The organism is Mesorhizobium jarvisii (assembly GCF_003601985.1).
Taxonomy (GTDB): Bacteria; Pseudomonadota; Alphaproteobacteria; order Rhizobiales; family Rhizobiaceae; genus Mesorhizobium; species Mesorhizobium jarvisii.
This window is the reverse complement of record NZ_QZXA01000018.1, coordinates 31,360-47,748: the sequence shown is the minus strand read 5'-3', so window position 1 is coordinate 47,748 and position 16,389 is coordinate 31,360. Positions and strand designations below refer to the sequence as shown.

General features: G+C 61.9%; 19 protein-coding genes. All 19 read left to right on the top strand.

All coding sequences use genetic code 11. From position 1 onward, the window contains the following. The first annotated feature begins 47 nt into the window (after positions 1–47). The gene (gene rplF, locus D3242_RS30895; RefSeq protein ID WP_019857968.1) at positions 48–581 is read left to right on the top strand and encodes a 50S ribosomal protein L6; all 534 of its coding nucleotides are present in this window, start codon (positions 48–50) and stop codon (positions 579–581) included. Positions 582–667: 86 nt separating this feature from the next. Then, positions 668–1,027 (top strand): 50S ribosomal protein L18, encoded by a 360-nt coding sequence (gene rplR, locus D3242_RS30890; protein ID WP_010909284.1) that lies wholly within the window; start codon positions 668–670, stop codon positions 1,025–1,027. A gap of 76 nt (positions 1,028–1,103) precedes the next feature. After that, positions 1,104–1,667, top strand: coding sequence for a 30S ribosomal protein S5 (gene rpsE, locus D3242_RS30885; protein WP_064983538.1), 564 nt, complete (start codon positions 1,104–1,106; stop codon positions 1,665–1,667). Between the two features lie 24 nt (positions 1,668–1,691). After that, a complete protein-coding gene (gene rpmD, locus D3242_RS30880; protein WP_006205449.1) occupies positions 1,692–1,889 on the top strand; it encodes a 50S ribosomal protein L30 in 198 nt (65 codons plus the stop codon). 22 nt (positions 1,890–1,911) lie between these two features. Continuing rightward, positions 1,912–2,385: a 50S ribosomal protein L15 gene (gene rplO / locus D3242_RS30875; protein WP_010909286.1), complete on the top strand. Its 474-nt coding sequence runs from the start codon at positions 1,912–1,914 to the stop codon at positions 2,383–2,385. 194 nt (positions 2,386–2,579) lie between these two features. Continuing rightward, positions 2,580–3,920, top strand: a complete 1,341-nt coding sequence (secY, locus tag D3242_RS30870) for a preprotein translocase subunit SecY (RefSeq protein ID WP_019857971.1) — start codon at positions 2,580–2,582, stop codon at positions 3,918–3,920. Next, positions 3,917–4,513, top strand: coding sequence for an adenylate kinase (locus D3242_RS30865; protein WP_019857972.1), 597 nt, complete (start codon positions 3,917–3,919; stop codon positions 4,511–4,513). Before secY ends, D3242_RS30865 begins: the two co-directional genes overlap by 4 nt. Before the next feature lie 218 nt (positions 4,514–4,731). Then, entirely contained in the window at positions 4,732–5,100 is a 369-nt protein-coding gene (rpsM, locus tag D3242_RS30860; RefSeq protein ID WP_006205445.1) for a 30S ribosomal protein S13, read from the top strand. A gap of 158 nt (positions 5,101–5,258) precedes the next feature. After that, the gene (gene rpsK, locus D3242_RS30855) at positions 5,259–5,648 is read left to right on the top strand and encodes a 30S ribosomal protein S11 (protein WP_006205444.1); all 390 of its coding nucleotides are present in this window, start codon (positions 5,259–5,261) and stop codon (positions 5,646–5,648) included. Positions 5,649–5,752: 104 nt separating this feature from the next. Next, positions 5,753–6,763, top strand: coding sequence for a DNA-directed RNA polymerase subunit alpha (locus D3242_RS30850; protein WP_006205443.1), 1,011 nt, complete (start codon positions 5,753–5,755; stop codon positions 6,761–6,763). Positions 6,764–6,867: 104 nt separating this feature from the next. Next, entirely contained in the window at positions 6,868–7,299 is a 432-nt protein-coding gene (gene rplQ / locus D3242_RS30845) for a 50S ribosomal protein L17 (protein WP_010909289.1), read from the top strand. 181 nt (positions 7,300–7,480) lie between these two features. Further along, the gene (locus D3242_RS30840; RefSeq protein WP_064982877.1) at positions 7,481–8,974 is read left to right on the top strand and encodes a DegQ family serine endoprotease; all 1,494 of its coding nucleotides are present in this window, start codon (positions 7,481–7,483) and stop codon (positions 8,972–8,974) included. Positions 8,975–9,015: 41 nt separating this feature from the next. Next, the gene (locus D3242_RS30835) at positions 9,016–10,323 is read left to right on the top strand and encodes a replication-associated recombination protein A (protein WP_038646662.1); all 1,308 of its coding nucleotides are present in this window, start codon (positions 9,016–9,018) and stop codon (positions 10,321–10,323) included. Further along, positions 10,293–11,012, top strand: coding sequence for a DUF930 domain-containing protein (locus tag D3242_RS34195; RefSeq protein WP_240564765.1), 720 nt, complete (start codon positions 10,293–10,295; stop codon positions 11,010–11,012). The genes D3242_RS30835 and D3242_RS34195 overlap by 31 nt, the downstream gene beginning before the upstream one ends. A gap of 176 nt (positions 11,013–11,188) precedes the next feature. After that, positions 11,189–12,019 carry an aspartyl/asparaginyl beta-hydroxylase domain-containing protein gene (locus D3242_RS30825; protein ID WP_064982878.1) on the top strand — a complete coding sequence of 277 codons (831 nt, stop codon included), beginning with the start codon at positions 11,189–11,191 and terminating at the stop codon, positions 12,017–12,019. Positions 12,020–12,412: 393 nt separating this feature from the next. After that, positions 12,413–13,999 (top strand): hypothetical protein, encoded by a 1,587-nt coding sequence (locus D3242_RS30820; RefSeq protein ID WP_223217736.1) that lies wholly within the window; start codon positions 12,413–12,415, stop codon positions 13,997–13,999. 47 nt (positions 14,000–14,046) lie between these two features. Then, positions 14,047–14,421 carry a fluoride efflux transporter CrcB gene (gene crcB / locus D3242_RS30815; protein ID WP_038652633.1) on the top strand — a complete coding sequence of 125 codons (375 nt, stop codon included), beginning with the start codon at positions 14,047–14,049 and terminating at the stop codon, positions 14,419–14,421. 61 nt (positions 14,422–14,482) lie between these two features. Beyond that, complete coding sequence (locus tag D3242_RS30810; protein WP_019857981.1) at positions 14,483–15,463, top strand: RluA family pseudouridine synthase; 981 nt, start codon at positions 14,483–14,485, stop codon at positions 15,461–15,463. A 47-nt stretch (positions 15,464–15,510) separates the two neighbouring features. Beyond that, positions 15,511–16,380: a DMT family transporter gene (locus tag D3242_RS30805; protein WP_064983542.1), complete on the top strand. Its 870-nt coding sequence runs from the start codon at positions 15,511–15,513 to the stop codon at positions 16,378–16,380. Positions 16,381–16,389 lie beyond the last annotated feature (9 nt).

The following is a 16,389-nucleotide window of genomic DNA, read 5'->3' as shown; positions in this document are numbered from 1 at the left end:
TTCCGAAGACAGAGACCTGAAACAAGAGAAGTGACGAGGACAACAAAATGTCTCGTATTGGAAAGAAACCCGTTTCGCTGCCTCAGGGCGTGACCGCGACCGTCAACGGCCAGACCGTGACGGCGAAGGGCCCCAAGGGCGAGCTGAAGTTCGTGGTGAACGACGAAGTCCTGGTCAAGATGGAAGGCAGCGAGATCGCTGTCCAGCCGCGCGACCAGACCAAGACCGCCCGCTCCAAGTGGGGCATGTCGCGCACGCAGATCGTCAACATTCTGCAGGGCGTCAAGGACGGCTTCGAGAAGAAGCTCGAGATCACCGGCGTCGGCTATCGCGCCGCCATGCAGGGCAAGAACCTGCAGCTGGCTCTTGGCTTCAGCCATGACGTCGTCTATGAGACGCCGGCCGGTGTCACCATCGCTGTGCCGAAGCCGACGGAAATCACCGTGACCGGCATCGACAAGCAGCAGGTCGGCCAGGTCGCCGCCGAGATCCGCGAATATCGCGGTCCGGAGCCCTACAAGGGCAAGGGCGTCCGCTACGCTGGCGAGAAGATCGTCCGCAAGGAAGGCAAGAAGAAGTAAGTGTAACGCCGCGGGGAGCGGTCGCGGGAGGCGCTTCGCCTACCGCATATGGCGGCCCCCGATTTTTGAAGGCAAGGAAGACCATCATGGGTACCAAGGAATCCACGCAGCGCCGTGCGCAGCGCGTTCGCCGCCAGATCAGGAAGGTCGCCGGCGAGCGTCCGCGCCTGTCGGTTCACCGCACCTCGAAGAACATCTATGTCCAGGTGATCGACGACGCCAAGGGCCACACCATCGCTGCCGCTTCGACGCTCGAGAAGGACCTCAAGGGTTCGCTCAAGACCGGCGCCGACACGGCCGCCGCCGCCGCGATCGGCAAGCTGATCGCCGAGCGCGCCACCAAGGCCGGCGTCAAGGAAGTCGTCTTCGACCGTGGCCCGTACATCTATCACGGCCGCGTCAAGGCGCTGGCTGAAGCTGCCCGCGAAGGCGGTCTGAGCTTCTAATTTCGCCCCCGGTGACCCACAGAGGCGCCGGATCGTATCATCAACCGTGCTTCCGGAAAAAAACAAGGAACAGGATATGGCACAGGAACGTAGGGAAGGCGGCCGCGAGCGTGAGCGCGAAGAGCGCGACGACGGCATGGTGGACAAGCTGGTCCACATCAATCGCGTCGCCAAGGTCGTCAAGGGTGGCCGTCGCTTCGGCTTCGCCGCACTCGTCGTCGTCGGCGACCAGAAGGGCCGCGTCGGCTTCGGTCATGGCAAGGCACGCGAAGTGCCGGAAGCCATCCGCAAGGCAACTGAATCGGCCAAGCGCGACATGATCTTCGTGCCGCTGCGCTCGGGCCGTACGCTGCATCACGACGTCGAGGGACGCTGGGGCGCCGGACGCGTTCTGCTGCGCGCCGCCAAGCAGGGTACCGGCATCATCGCCGGCGGCCCGATGCGCGCCGTTTTCGAGACGCTCGGCATGCATGACGTGGTCGCCAAGTCGATGGGTTCGTCGAACCCTTACAACATGGTTCGCGCCACGTTCGACGCGCTGAAGAGCCAGATGCATCCCAAGGATGTGGCTGCCGCTCGCGGCATCAAGTATTCGACCCTTCAGGCCCGCCGCGGCACCGCCGTTGCGGCTGAAGAATAGTCGATCTGACCAGGGATTTTGACCATGGCCAAGAAAGCAACCAAGACCATCACCGTTGAGCAGATCGGTTCGCCGATCCGCCGCCCGAAGGAACAGCGCGCGACGCTGGTCGGCCTCGGCCTCAACAAGATGCACAAGCAGCGCACCCTGGAAGATACGCCTTCCGTGCGCGGCATGATCGCCGCCGTTCAGCATCTCGTCCGCGTCGTGGACGAGGGCTGAGCCAAAGCGCAGGAGAACTCAGATGAAACTCAACGATCTGCGTGACAAGGACGGCGCGACGCATTCCAAGAAGCGTCTCGGCCGCGGCATCGGTTCCGGCTCGGGCAAGACCGCCGGTCGCGGCGTCAAGGGTCAGAAGGCGCGCTCCGGCGTCGCCATCAACGGCTTCGAGGGTGGCCAGATGCCGCTCTACCGGCGCCTGCCGAAGCGTGGCTTCAACAACATCTTCGCCAAGAGCTTCGTCGTCGTGTCGCTGGCCCGCATCCAGGAAGCCGTCGATGCCAAGAAGCTCGACGCCAAGGCAACCGTGACGGCCGAGGCGCTCGTCGCCGCCGGCGTCATCCGCCGCGTCAAGGATGGCGTGCGCGTGCTGTCCGATGGCGAACTCAAGGCCAAGCTTGCCTTCGACGTCGCCGGTGCTTCCAAGGCGGCGATCGAGAAGATCGAAAAGGCCGGCGGCTCGGTCAAGTTGCCGGAAAAGGCAGCTGCCGAGTAACGGCAATTTGAAGCGCGATCGGCAAGAGTGGGATCCCGTTTTTGCTCACGATTGCGCTTTGATCTGCTCAATTAAGCGGCCGCGTCAACGCGGCCGCTTGCATGTTTAGAGCCCGGAGCTTATCTCGTGAGCTTCGGTGAAACGCACCGCCTGACCTCACGGGCCATCAAGCGTTACCAAGCGGAGAATCAGGCATGGCTTCGGCTGCTGAACAACTAGCCTCGAATCTGAATTTCTCGGCCTTCGCCAAGGCGGAGGACCTGAAGAAACGCATCTGGTTCACCATTGGCGCGTTGCTCGTCTACCGCCTCGGCACCTATATCCCGCTGCCCGGAATCAATCCCGACGCCTTCGCCCAAGCCTTCTCCTCGCAGAGCAAGGGCGTGCTCGGCATGTTCAACATGTTCGCCGGCGGCGCCGTGCAGCGCATGGCGATCTTCGCGCTCGGCATCATGCCTTACATCTCCGCCTCCATCATCATGCAGCTGATGACCTCGGTCATTCCGTCGCTGGAAGCGCTGAAGAAGGAAGGCGAACAGGGCCGCAAGGTCATCAACCAGTACACGCGCTACGGCACCGTGCTTCTGGCACTGGTACAGGCCTATGGCATTTCGGTGGGGCTGGAGAACGGCAACGGCATCGTCAGCGATCCCGGCATGTTCTTCCGCGTTTCGACCGTCGTCACGCTGGTCGGCGGCACCATGTTCCTGATGTGGCTCGGCGAGCAGATTACCGCGCGCGGCATAGGCAACGGCATTTCGCTGATCATCTTCTCCGGCATCGTCGCCGGCTTGCCGCATGCCATTTCCGGCACGCTGGAACTTGGTCGCACCGGCGCCCTGTCGACCGGCCTGATCCTGGCGATCATCGTCCTGGCCATCGTCGTCATCGCGCTCATCGTGTTCTTCGAACGCGCCCAGCGCCGCCTGCTGATCCAGTATCCGAAGCGCCAGGTCGGCAATCGCATGTTCCAGGGCGACACCTCGCATCTGCCGCTGAAGCTCAATACGTCGGGCGTCATCCCGCCGATCTTCGCCTCGTCGCTGCTCCTGCTGCCGGCCACCATCGCCGGCTTCTCGCAGACCACCAACATGCCCGCCTGGGCGAGCACCATCCTGGCCTCGCTCGGCCATGGCCAGCCGCTCTACATGGCGTTCTACGCGGCGATGATCGTGTTCTTCGCCTTCTTCTACACAGCGATTGTCTTCAACCCGAAGGACACCGCCGACCAGCTCAAGAAGCATTCGGGCTTCATCCCGGGCTATCGCCCGGGCGAGCGCACCGCCGATTACATCGATTACGTTCTCACCCGCATCACCGTCGTCGGCGCCATCTATCTGGTGCTGGTGTGCCTGCTGCCGGAGTTCCTGATCTCGGCGACTGGCGTACCATTCTACCTTGGTGGCACATCGCTTCTGATCGTGGTCAGTGTCACGCTCGATACGGTTGCGCAGATTCAGGGCCACCTGATCGCGCACCAGTATGAAGGCCTGATCAAGAAGTCGAAGCTGCGCGGGGGGAAGAAAGCCAGATGAGGTTGATTTTGCTTGGGCCGCCAGGGGCGGGCAAGGGGACACAAGCACAAAGACTGGTAGAAAAACACGGCATACCCCAACTCTCGACGGGAGACATGCTGCGTGCCGCCGTTCAGGCCGGTTCCGAAGTCGGCAAGCGTGCCAAGGCGGTGATGGATGCCGGTGAACTGGTGTCCGACGCCATCGTCAATGCCATCGTCGCCGAGCGGATCGACCAAGCCGACTGCGCCAAGGGATTCATCCTCGACGGCTACCCGCGCACACTGGTGCAGGCCGATGCGGTTGAATCGATGCTTTCTGAGCGTGGCATCGGCCTCGACACGGTCATCGAACTGGTCGTCGACGACAGGGCCCTGGTCGGCCGCATCGTCAAGCGCGCCGAGGACGCCAAGGCCGCCGGGCAGCCGGTGCGCAAGGACGACAATCCGGCGGTGTTCGAGGAGCGCCTGCGCGAGTACTACAAGAAGACCGCTCCGCTGACCGGCTATTATTACGCCAAGGGCAAGCTTAAGACGGTCGACGGCATGGCCAGCATCGACGCGGTGACCGCCGAGATCGAAGCCGTGCTCGCGGCCGCCGCCAAGGCGCGGTAACGGAATCTAAAGATTAGGCTTGACGGGAGCGGCTCGCTGCGGTATGGCGGCCCGTCTTCCTATCAGGTGCGAACTTTGCTTGTCCGCAAGGGCAAGGCAGTCGCTTTGAACTGGAAACTCCCGCAAGGGCCGGCCTCCACCGGACGCGGGGCAACTTTGACAGCGCCGGGACTACCTTGTTTTAAAGGTTGGCCGGCCCACATGGAGAAGGAAAGAACATGGCTCGTATAGCCGGCGTCAACATTCCGACCAACAAGCGCGTCGTCATCGCGCTTCAGTACATTCACGGCATTGGCAAGAAGTTCGCCCAGGAGATCGTCGACAAGGTCGGCATCCCGGCCGAGCGCCGCGTCAACCAGCTGACCGACGCGGAAGTCTTGCAGATCCGCGAGACCATCGACCGTGACTACCAGGTCGAAGGCGACCTGCGTCGCGAAGTGTCGATGAACATCAAGCGTCTCATGGACCTCGGCTGCTACCGCGGCCTGCGTCACCGTCGCTCGCTGCCGGTCCGCGGCCAGCGCACGCACACCAATGCACGCACCCGCAAGGGCCCGGCCAAGTCGATCGCCGGCAAGAAGAAGTAATTTGGGTGAATAAGGGAGTAGGGGAGTAAGGCAGTAGGGAATGCCCGCCAGTCGGGTCGCATTTCTCCCTACTCCCTTACTGCCCTATTCCCCCACTCCCTTACGAAGGTGGAGCCGCTGGCATTACGGCGGTGTAGAGATCAACTGAAAGGAATACCATGGCCAAGGAAGCCGCACGTGTTCGCCGTCGCGAACGCAAGAATATCTCGTCGGGCGTTGCCCACGTCAATTCGACCTTCAACAACACGATGATCACCATCACCGACGCGCAGGGCAATTCGATTGCCTGGTCGTCGGCCGGTGCCCAGGGCTTCAAGGGTTCGCGCAAGTCGACCCCGTTCGCCGCCCAGATGGCTGCCGAGGACGTCGCCAAGAAGGCCCAGGAACACGGCATGCGCATGCTCGAAGTCGAGGTCTGCGGACCTGGCTCCGGTCGTGAATCGGCGCTGCGCGCCCTGCAGGCGGCCGGCTTCACCATCACCTCGATCCGTGATGTGACGCCGATCCCGCACAATGGCTGCCGCCCGCGCAAGAAGCGCCGCGTCTAAGAAATTACCGAACGCCGCGCGAACGCCCACAGGGGCGTTCCTCCGCGGTATTCCAGGTCGCCCGCCACGATTGGATGGTGGCGGGTCAACGGAAGGAAAGCATCATGATCCAGAAAAATTGGCAGGAACTGATCAAGCCGAACAAGATCGAGTTCTCGTCGAAGAAGAAGACGCTGACCACGCTGGTCGCCGAGCCGCTTGAGCGTGGCTTTGGCCTCACGCTGGGCAACGCGCTGCGCCGCGTGCTTCTGTCTTCGCTGCGCGGTGCGGCTGTGACCGCCGTGCAGATCGACGGCGTTCTGCATGAATTCTCGTCCATCGCCGGTGTGCGCGAGGACGTGACCGACATCGTCTTGAACATCAAGGAAATCGCCATCCGCATGGAAGGCGACGGCCCCAAGCGCATGGTTGTGCGCAAGCAGGGACCGGGTGCGGTTCTCGCCGGCGACATCCAGACGGTTGGCGATGTCGAGATCCTCAATCCCGACCACGTCATCTGCACGCTGGACGAAGGCGCTGAAATCCGCATGGAATTCACCGTCGACACCGGCAAGGGCTACGTGCCGGCCGAGCGCAACCGCGCCGAGGACGCGCCGATCGGCCTGATCCCGGTCGACAGCCTCTATTCGCCGGTCAAGAAGGTCTCCTACAAGGTCGAGAACACCCGCGAGGGCCAGGTTCTCGACTATGACAAGCTGACCATGACCATCGAGACCGACGGTTCGATCTCGGGCGAGGACGCGGTGGCTTTCGCCGCCCGCATCCTGCAGGACCAGCTCGGCCTGTTCGTCAACTTCGACGAGCCGCAGAAGGAAGTCGCCGCCGAAGCCGTCACCGAGCTCGCCTTCAACCCGGCGCTGCTCAAGAAGGTCGACGAGCTCGAGCTTTCGGTGCGTTCGGCCAACTGCCTGAAGAACGACAACATCGTCTACATCGGCGATCTCATCCAGAAGACCGAAGCCGAGATGCTGCGCACCCCGAACTTCGGCCGCAAGTCGCTGAACGAGATCAAGGAAGTGCTGGCGGCAATGGGCCTGCACCTCGGCATGGAAGTGCCGGACTGGCCGCCGGAAAACATCGAAGACCTCGCCAAGCGTTACGAAGACCAATATTGAGCATGAATTCCAAGGATCGGCGGCGTGAGCCGCTCGATCCGACGGTCATGCGGAAAACCATCAGAGGCCTTGGCCTCTTGAACAACTGAAGAAGGAAAAGAGCCATGCGCCACGGTTTCAAAGGCCGTCGCTTCGCCCGAAGCATTAGCCATCGCAAGTCGATGTTCGCCAACCTCGCCGTGTCGCTGCTCGAGCACGAGCAGATCGTCACCACCCTGCCGAAGGCGAAGGACCTGCGTCCGATCGTCGAGAAGCTGGTAACGCTCGGCAAGCGCGGCGACCTGCACGCCCGCCGCCAGGTGATCGCGCAGATCGGCAATGAAGGCGTCGTTAAGCGCCTGTTCGACACCATCGCCCCGCGCTACGCCAACCGCAACGGCGGTTATCTGCGCATCATGAAAGCCGGCTTCCGTCACGGCGACAACGCCGCGATGGCCGTCATTGAGTTCGTCGATCGCGACACCTCGGCCAAGGGCGCTGGCGACCGCGCCCGCCTCGAAGCCGAAGGCACCGACGCGGAAGCCGCGGCCGCATAAGGCTCCGTCTTTCCGGAATGAATTGAAGGGGCCTGCGGGCCCCTTTTTCATGTTCTACGCGCGTCAAAGCGTGCCCAAAATGATCTGCCGGCGCGAAAATAATCGGATTTCAGCGGCTTAGCCTTTCATTTTGCACAATCGTCGGGACAATGCGCCCGAACTTGCTTTGGAGGATTCGCGAATGCGCGCCAAAAGACTGTCCCTTGTTTTGCTCTGCGCCTTCATGGTGTTCGCAGCCGCACCGGCAGTCCGGCAGGCGTTCGCCGAAGACGCGGCAAAACCCGCCGATCCGGGCCTGTCGGACGTGCTGACCGACCTGCTGCACGGTGTCGAAGGCGAGAATGCCACCTCGGGGCCTGACAAGCGCGTGCCGTTCGGCCGTGAGGAGGTACAGCTTTCGTTCGCGCCGCTGGTCAAGCAGACGGCGCCGGCCGTGGTCAATGTCTATGCCTCGCAGACGGCCAAGGTCACATCGCCTTTTGAAGGCGATCCGTTCTTCGAGGAGTTTTTCGGCCGTGCGCAGCCGCGCGCCCAATCCTCGCTGGGCTCAGGTGTGCTTGTCGATCCGAGCGGCGTCATCGTCACCAATTTTCACGTCATCAAGGATGCCGACGAGGTCAAGGTGGCGACCGCCGACGGGCGCGAATTCACCAGCAAGGTGATGCTGAAGGACGAGACGCTGGATTTAGCCGTGCTCAAGATCGAATCCGACAAGCCGTTCCCGGTCATCGCCATTGGCGATTCCGACGCGCTGGAGGTCGGCGACCTGGTGCTGGCCATCGGCAATCCCTTCGGCGTCGGCCAGACCACCACCAGCGGCATTGTTTCGGCACTTGCCCGCAGCCATATCGGCGTCTCGGATTCGGGCTATTTCATCCAGACCGACGCGGCCATCAATCCCGGCAATTCCGGCGGCGCGCTGATCAACATGGGCGGCCAGCTGGTCGGCATCAACACCGCCATCTACAGCCGCAGCGGCGGCTCGATCGGCATCGGTTTCGCCATCCCGGCCAACATGGTGCGGGCTTTCGCCGATGCGGCCAAGGCCGGCCTCGATTTCTTCGAACGGCCCTATATCGGCGCCGAGTTCGAGGCGGTGACGCCGCAGATCGCCGAATCGCTCGGCATGGAAAAGCCGACCGGTGCGCTGGTGTCTTCGGTCGATGCTACTGGGCCAGCCGGCAAGGCCGGGCTGAAGGCTGGCGATGTCGTGCTGCAGGTCAACGGCAAGCCGGTCGAGAGCATCGAGGCGCTGGACTATCGCATGGCGACGCTGTCGATCGGCACAAAGGCGAATTTCGCGATCCTGACCAAGGGCCAGCAAGCAGCCATGGACATCGCGCTGGAGCGCGCGCCGGAAGGTGCGAAAGCCTCGGAAGTGACGCTGCATGGCCGCAGCCCGTTCTCGGGCGCCAAGGTCGCGGAACTGTCGCCGCGGCTTGCCCAGAAGCTTGGCCTGCGCACCGACCTCAAGGGCGTGACGGTGATCGACATCAACCGCGACTCGCCGGCCGCCGATTTCGGCTTCATGCCGGGCGACATCGTGCGCGAGGTCAACGGCACCACCATCGATACCGCCGCGACCCTGGCGCAGGTAGCCCAGCAGGATACGCGCTGGTGGCGCTTTACCGTCGAGCGCGGCGGGCAGATACTGCGCCAGGTGCTGCGTTACTGAGTTCGATCTGAAGGGATCGCGCTCCAAACCAAAAGAAGTACATGGCCGATCTGTTCAGTGTCGATGAACCGGAAAAGGCGCCGCTCGGTCGGCCGCTGGCCGACAGGCTGCGGCCGAGAAATCTTGGCGAGGTCGTCGGCCAGGAGCATCTGACCGGCCCCGATGGCGCGCTGACCCGGCTGATCGGCTCGGGCTCACTCGGCTCGATGATTTTCTGGGGGCCGCCGGGCACCGGCAAGACCACGGTGGCAAGGCTGCTCGCCGGCGAGACCAGCCTTGCCTTCGAGCAGATTTCGGCGGTGTTTTCCGGCGTTGCCGACCTGAAGAAAGTGTTCGAGACGGCCAAGCTGCGCCGCGCCAACGGCCGCCAGACCTTGCTGTTCGTCGACGAGATCCATCGCTTCAACCGCGCCCAGCAGGATTCCTTTCTCCCTGTCATGGAGGACGGGACGGTCGTCCTGGTCGGCGCCACGACGGAAAACCCGTCCTTCGAGCTCAACGCGGCTCTGTTGTCGCGCGCGCGCGTCATGGTTTTCCATTCGCTCGGCGAGGAGAGCATCGCCAAGCTGATGGTGCGGGCTGAGGAGACGGAGGGCAGGGCGCTGCCGCTCGATGACGAGGCCCGCGCCATGCTGATCCGCATGAGCGATGGCGACGGCCGCGCATCGCTGACGCTGGCCGAGGAAGTCTGGCGCGCCGCCAAGCCCGGTGAGGTCTTTGATCCCGAAGGGCTGCAGCGTATCGTCCAACGCCGTGCGCCGATCTACGACAAGGGCCAGGACGGCCACTACAATCTGATCTCGGCGCTGCACAAATCGGTGCGCGGTTCCGATCCCGACGCGGCACTCTACTATCTCGCGCGCATGTTCGACGCCGGCGAGGATCCGCTCTATCTTGGCCGCCGGCTGGTGCGCATGGCGATGGAAGACATCGGCCTAGCCGATCCGCAGGCGCTGGTCGTCGCCAATGCCGCCAAGGACGCCTACGACTATCTGGGCTCTCCGGAAGGCGAGCTCGCCTTTGCCGAGGCCACCGTCTATCTCGCCACCGCGCCCAAATCCAATGCCGTCTACACGGCCTTCAAGGCGGCGACACAGGCAGCCAAGCAGCATGGCTCGCTGCTGCCGCCGAAGCATATCCTCAATGCGCCGACCAAGCTGATGAAGGAAGAGGACTACGGCGCGGGCTATCGCTACGATCATGATGAGCCCGACGCATTTTCGGGCCAGGACTATTTTCCGGAGAAGATGGGCCGCCAGACCTTCTACGATCCGCCTGAGCGTGGTTTCGAGCGCGACATCAGGAAGCGGCTCGACTATTGGGCGAAGCTGCGCAAGGAACGGGAATAGCGGATTTGCGTGGCCCGGTGGTCGTCACGCTTCGAAGCGAGGCCCCGCCATGGGGTATCTCAACCTCGGTTGCTCTCCACGCACTGCTGGCCGCGATGCTGGCGCTCATGCCGCTGCCAAAGCGGCCGAAGCGGCTGGACGAGGAAGGGGTGTCGGTCGACATTCTGACACCCCAGCAGTTCGAGGCCTCGACAAGGCCGCCGCCGGCGCCAGCACCGCCTTCAGCGCCCGAGGCGCAAGCGTCCGTACCAACACCAACAACACCATCAACCACTCCTCGATCTATATCGCCCACCGCGCCGACCATGATTCGGCCGACCGAAATGCTGTCGGCCAAGACGCTCGCCGATCCGCGCAGCCGGCAGGCGCGCGCCGATCTCGCGACCTTCGCTTCCGACGAACGCATGGTGCAATTGTGCAATCTCGAGGCCATGGACCAGATCCGGCGATGGCGCGTGGACTTTCAGCCGGAACGCGTCGTGCCTTATGCGACAGCCGAGGAGAAGATCGGCGGCACCACGATCACCGCGGACGGCGCGGCTTTCCGCAGTCGCAAAAACTGGTATGGTCTGAAGTTCAAATGCCAGCTCGCGCGGGACGGCGAAAGCGTCATCGGCTTTGAGTTCCTGGTCGGCGATCCCGTGGCCAGGGAGAAATGGAACGAGCTCGGCTTGCCAGCGGTGCATTGACCCCAGCGATGCATTGACCGAAGTCTGGCAAATTCCACCAGGCAACTGCCAGGCCACGATGTCGTGGCGTTGTGCGGCGACCCAAAAAACCTTATCAAGGCGCACGGCCGGGCGGTGGTCGTTGCCGAGATTTGGCACACTCATTCGCAACAGGATCGCGCTCCGCGCGTGGAAAAATGACAAAAACCCTTCGCAAAACCCTTCGCAAATTCGCCATCGCCATCCCGCTTCTCGCCCTTGGCTTCTACTTCATCCCCATTCTGACGACGATCTTCATCGTCTGCGGCCTGATCGACGTGCTGCGCAACGACAGGAAGGATCTGGCGCTGTTCTCAGGCTACTTCCTAGGCAACGGCCTGTTCACCTGGCTCTTGTCGCCGTTCAACCTGCTGGTCGATCTGCTCTGCTACCGCAATCCCGGTGTGTGGAAGCTGGAGCAGTTTCCGGAGGATTATCAGCGCGAGGTCAATGAGGTCCTGGACATCTTCAAGGCGCGCAAGGATGAGATCATCGCCGATATCGATGCCAATTTCGGCGCCGGCCGGCGTGGCATGTATGTCTACCAGTGGTATGGCAAACACCGGATCGACAACGTCGCCGAGTTCAACAAGGATTTCAAATACATCAAGACCATCGCCGTTTCGGTCTTCAGCAAGCGCGAATCGACCTCCTGGCACTTCGGTCCGCTGCGCCTCAGCCTTCGCATCCTCTACAATCTGATCCCGGTGAAGGCGGAAATCTTCGTCGAATGCGGCAACGTCAAGAACTACTGGTACGACAATCCGCAGTTCATCTTCGACGACACGCTGCTGCACCGTTCGGTCAACGAATATGACGGCCGCCGCTACTGCGTGTTCATGGACATCATCAGGCCGTCCCCGTTCCCGAGACTCATTGCCGGCATGCTCGCGGTTGTCTCGGTCAGCGTCGAGCGCATCAATTCGATGTTCTACAAGAACTGGAAGATGATCGGCTCGACCAAGCCGAAGAAGATCGAAACCACCTGACCTGAAAACGTCGACGCTGCCGGCTCTGCTGGCAGCGTCAGGGTGCGATGCATTATCTTTTGCCGACTTCTCGCGCACGGCTTCTGTATATCACATATGAATAATATATCGAACGGCTGCTTGGAAGAAGCGGTCCCTTCGGCGGTATTTCTGTGTGTCGTCGACGCTTGCGACGTCCATGCGTTCAAGTATACATCTTTATCAAGTCATCAATAATTCGTGATACGAATTGGCAAATCCCGATCGCGGAAACGGCATTCGAGTGTATTAGAAATAGCTTAAATAAGACTTAGGCGGACCCCGTCTCTTCCATTCTTGGCGGCTTCAAGTGATCGGGAAAAAAATCTTCGGATTCTGGGGGCTTACATCTGCGCCGTGTTACTTGGCGCTGCTGTGAGCGCCGCGTACATAAGTCTCGAAGAGTCCGTCTATTATTGGGACTTCGCGGCCTATTTCAACATGTTCAACCAGCAGGGCGCACTTCTGGTCGAAAGCCCTTTCGAATGGCTGAGCCAATTGGGCACCTCCATCGCCACGGAAGATTACGGCGTGGCGATCCTGGTGCCGCTGATGCCGTTTCACCTTGTTTTTGGCGGTTCAAGGCTTTCCTTCGTTACCGGAATAGTCGCGGTCTACCTGGTTCCAGCGGTTCTTTTGATAGGCAGAATAAGCTATCAGGAGGCGGTCTCCGAGATACCGTCCCGTAGCTGGATCGCCGTCTGGATCGCGGCCTTCCTGTACACGCCGTTCTGGGCGCCGACGCTTCGGGGAATGCCTGACATTGCCGGCTGTCTCGCCCTGACCGCGGCAACCTATTTTTTCTGGAAATCCAAATTCCTGACCCGCGAACCGGTGATGAGCGGAATAGCCGTCGGCGCCTGCCTGTGGTTGGCGTTCATGCTGCGCCGCTGGTACGCCTATGCGGACATAGGGATCACCGTTTCCGCGGCATTCCTGGGTTTGCTGCAGATCGCAAGGGAGCGGGATTTGCCGGCCTTCCGCAACGCGGCTCTGGGCGGCGCGTGCGCGATTTTCCTTATTGCCGCGACGGCGTTGAACTTCCAGCTGCCGCTAATTGCCAAGATTCTGCAAACCAGCTACGCCGACCTTTACAGCGGATACAAGACGACCTTTGTCACCCAGCTCGGTGACGTCGGATCCCGGCTCAGCTATCTGAACTGGGCGTTGATTGTGGTGGGCCTCTACATCTCGGTTGTGCGCCGCAACAGATTTGCCGTCTTCTGTGCCATGGCCTCGGTGCTTACCTTCTTGGCTTTCATCCGGACGCAGGACCCGGAACGTCATCATTCCTTGCCGATTTTTCTTTGGCTCTTTCCCGCCTATGCCCAGGCAATCGTTTCGATCGTCTCCGTGCCGGGACTGAAATCACGATGGCCGACCGTCGCCATGGCCGCTGTTGCCGGATTTGCTTTTTTGGGCACGTTTTTTCCAGCCGGCCGTCAGTTGTTGTCCCCGGTTGGCTTCGTCTTCGCCAGGGAAGCCACGCTTCCCCTTCACCTTGACAATCTCCCCGAATACAGCCGCCTGATCGATGACCTCGTCGACAGGATGGAACCGAAGGACCGCTTTTCGGTATTTGCGTCGGGTCCTGTGATGAGCGACGCCCTGTTGTTCGGCATGAAACGGGATCTTGTTACCCATGTCGGATGGATTTGCCAGGTGGACAGTCGTGATCGGTTCCGACCGGACGCATTGAAATCCAGATATGTTGTCGTGACCGACCGGCCGGTTACTCATCTGCAACCGGGCGCGCAGATCTGCGTCACGCTCCCGAACCAGTATATTCTTGAAGGCAAGGGTATCGGTGCCGCGTACAGGCGCATTGCGCAGTACCGATTGTCAGGCGGTGTCGCCGGCTATCTCTACGAACAGGTACGCCCGGTCAGAAAGGCCGAGGTCGATGCCCTCTACGTCGAATTCAAGAAGAAGTATCCAGACTGGACGGTGCCTGAATGGTGATTGCGAAGGGATTGACGCCACGGCCTCGACACGGGCAGTAGACGATGATGTTCAATCTGCTTCTCGTGGTCGTCGGCGGCGGCATCGGCGCCGGCATCCGCCATCTCACCAACATGGGCGCGCTGCGTCTTGTCGGCCCCAACTACCCCTGGGGCACGATGGTCATCAACATCGTCGGCTCCTTTGCCATGGGCCTGTTCATCGCCGCCCTGGCGCGCCGCGGCGGGTCGAACGAAGTCAGGCTGTTCGTCGCCACCGGCATCTTTGGCGGCTTCACGACTTTTTCCGCCTTTTCGCTCGATTTCGCGACGCTGTGGGAGCGCGGAGCCACGCTGCCGGCATTTGGATATGCGCTGGCCAGTGTCATTGGCGCGATCATCGCCCTGTTTTTGGGTCTTTGGCTCGCAAGAAGCCTGCCTTAATGCTATTGCCGCGCCAAGCGCAGGCCGAGCCCTGCTTTGGAAACGGATAAGCGAAGAAAAAATGGCAGGCGTTGAACAGATCACGGTGGAGGCCGGCGAGGCGGGCATGCGGCTCGATCGCTGGTTCAAGACGCATTTCCCGGGCCTTGGTTTCGGCCATTTGCAGAAGCTGCTGCGCTCCGGCCAGATCCGCGTCGACGGCGGCCGCGTCAAGGCCGACAGCCGTGTCGAGCCCGGCCAGGTGGTGCGTATCCCGCCACTCGAGGTCGACAAGAAGGGCGAGAGCGCGCTGACTGGCCATTCGATCCGCAACCAGGGCGATGCCGACGTCCTGGCGAAAATGCTGATCCATGAGGATCCGAAGGTTTTCGTCTTCAACAAGCCGGCGGGCCTTGCGGTGCAGGGCGGCTCGGGCGTCACCCGCAATGTCGACGACATGCTGGAAGCCTGGCGCAACCAGAAGGGTGAGAAGCCGCGGCTGGTCCACCGGCTCGACCGCGACACGTCGGGCGTGCTGGTTGTCGCCCGTACGAGACTGGCCGCCATGAAGCTGTCGGAAGCGTTCCGCGCCCGCGAAACGAAGAAGACCTACTGGGCGCTGGTCAAGGGCGTGCCGCCGAAGCGCGAGGACAAGATCTCGACCTGGCTGATCAAGGAGCCGACCGAGGATGGCGACCGCGTCCGGGTCGCAGCGCATGGTGAAAAAGGCGCCGACCATGCCGTGTCCTACTACCGCATCATCGAGCAGGCGGCGCAGACCATGACCTGGCTGGAGATGGAACCTTACACGGGCCGCACCCACCAGCTTCGCGTCCATGCCGCCTATATCGGCTGCCCGATCATCGGCGATCCGAAATATTTCGAGGCCGACACCAACTGGGATTTCCCCGGCGGTATCCAGAATCGCCTGCATCTGCATGCGCGCCGCATCATCATTCCGCATCCCGACAAGGGCGTCATCGACGTCACCGCGCCGATGCCGCCGCACATGCGCCAGAGCTGGAACCTGATCGGCTTCGACGACGCCAGCGCGGAGGATTGATCTTGAGCGGCGCCACCGACGCGCTCGATCGGCGCGACACAGTCGACATGGCCGCCGCCGCCATCATGGTCGGCCTGACCTTTTCCTGGGGCCTGAACTATGTCGCCGCCAAAATCTCCTATGCCGGCTACGATCCCGTCTTCCTGTCGATCGCACGCTCGATCATCGGCGGCTTCTGCGTCTTCCTCTGGTGCCGCTGGCGCGGCATCGCTCTGTTCAGGCGCGATGGCACATTGCTCGCCGGCATTGCCGTGGGCGTGCTTTTCGGCATCGAGTTCCTTTGCCTCTATGTCGGCCTGGAGCATACGACTGTTGCCCGCAACACGCTGCTGGTCAACTCAATGCCGTTCTGGATGCTGATTGGCGGTCACTTCCTGCTTGGCGAACAGATCACCATGCGCAAGTTCCTCGGCCTGCTGCTGGCTTTTGCCGGCCTCACCGCCGTCTTTTCCGACAAGCTTGGCGGCGGCGACATGCTGTTCGGCGATCTGCTCAGTCTTGGCTCCGGGTTCTTCTGGGCTTTGACCAATATCCTCATCAAGCGGTCGAAACTGGTCGTGGCGAGCGCCGAGAAGCTGCTGCTCTACCAACTCGCCGGCGCGGCGATCGTCGGCATATTGGTGCTGCCTCTCGCCGGCCCGCCGGTGCGCGATCCGTCCTTGTTGCCAACTTTGGCGCTGCTTTTCCAGGCGATCTATATCGTCGCCTTCACCTATGTCCTGTGGTTCTGGCTTCTGCGCCGCTATCCGGCCTCCGGCCTGTCCAGCTTTACCTTCCTGTCGCCGGTTTTCGGTGTCCTGTGCGGCGCGATCATCTTGAACGAGCCGCTGACCATTCGCATTTTTCTGGCACTTGGCTTGATTGCGGCGGGCCTGATCATCGTTAACCGGCCGGCGCGCAAGCCGACACCGGTGTGAGAGTGACTT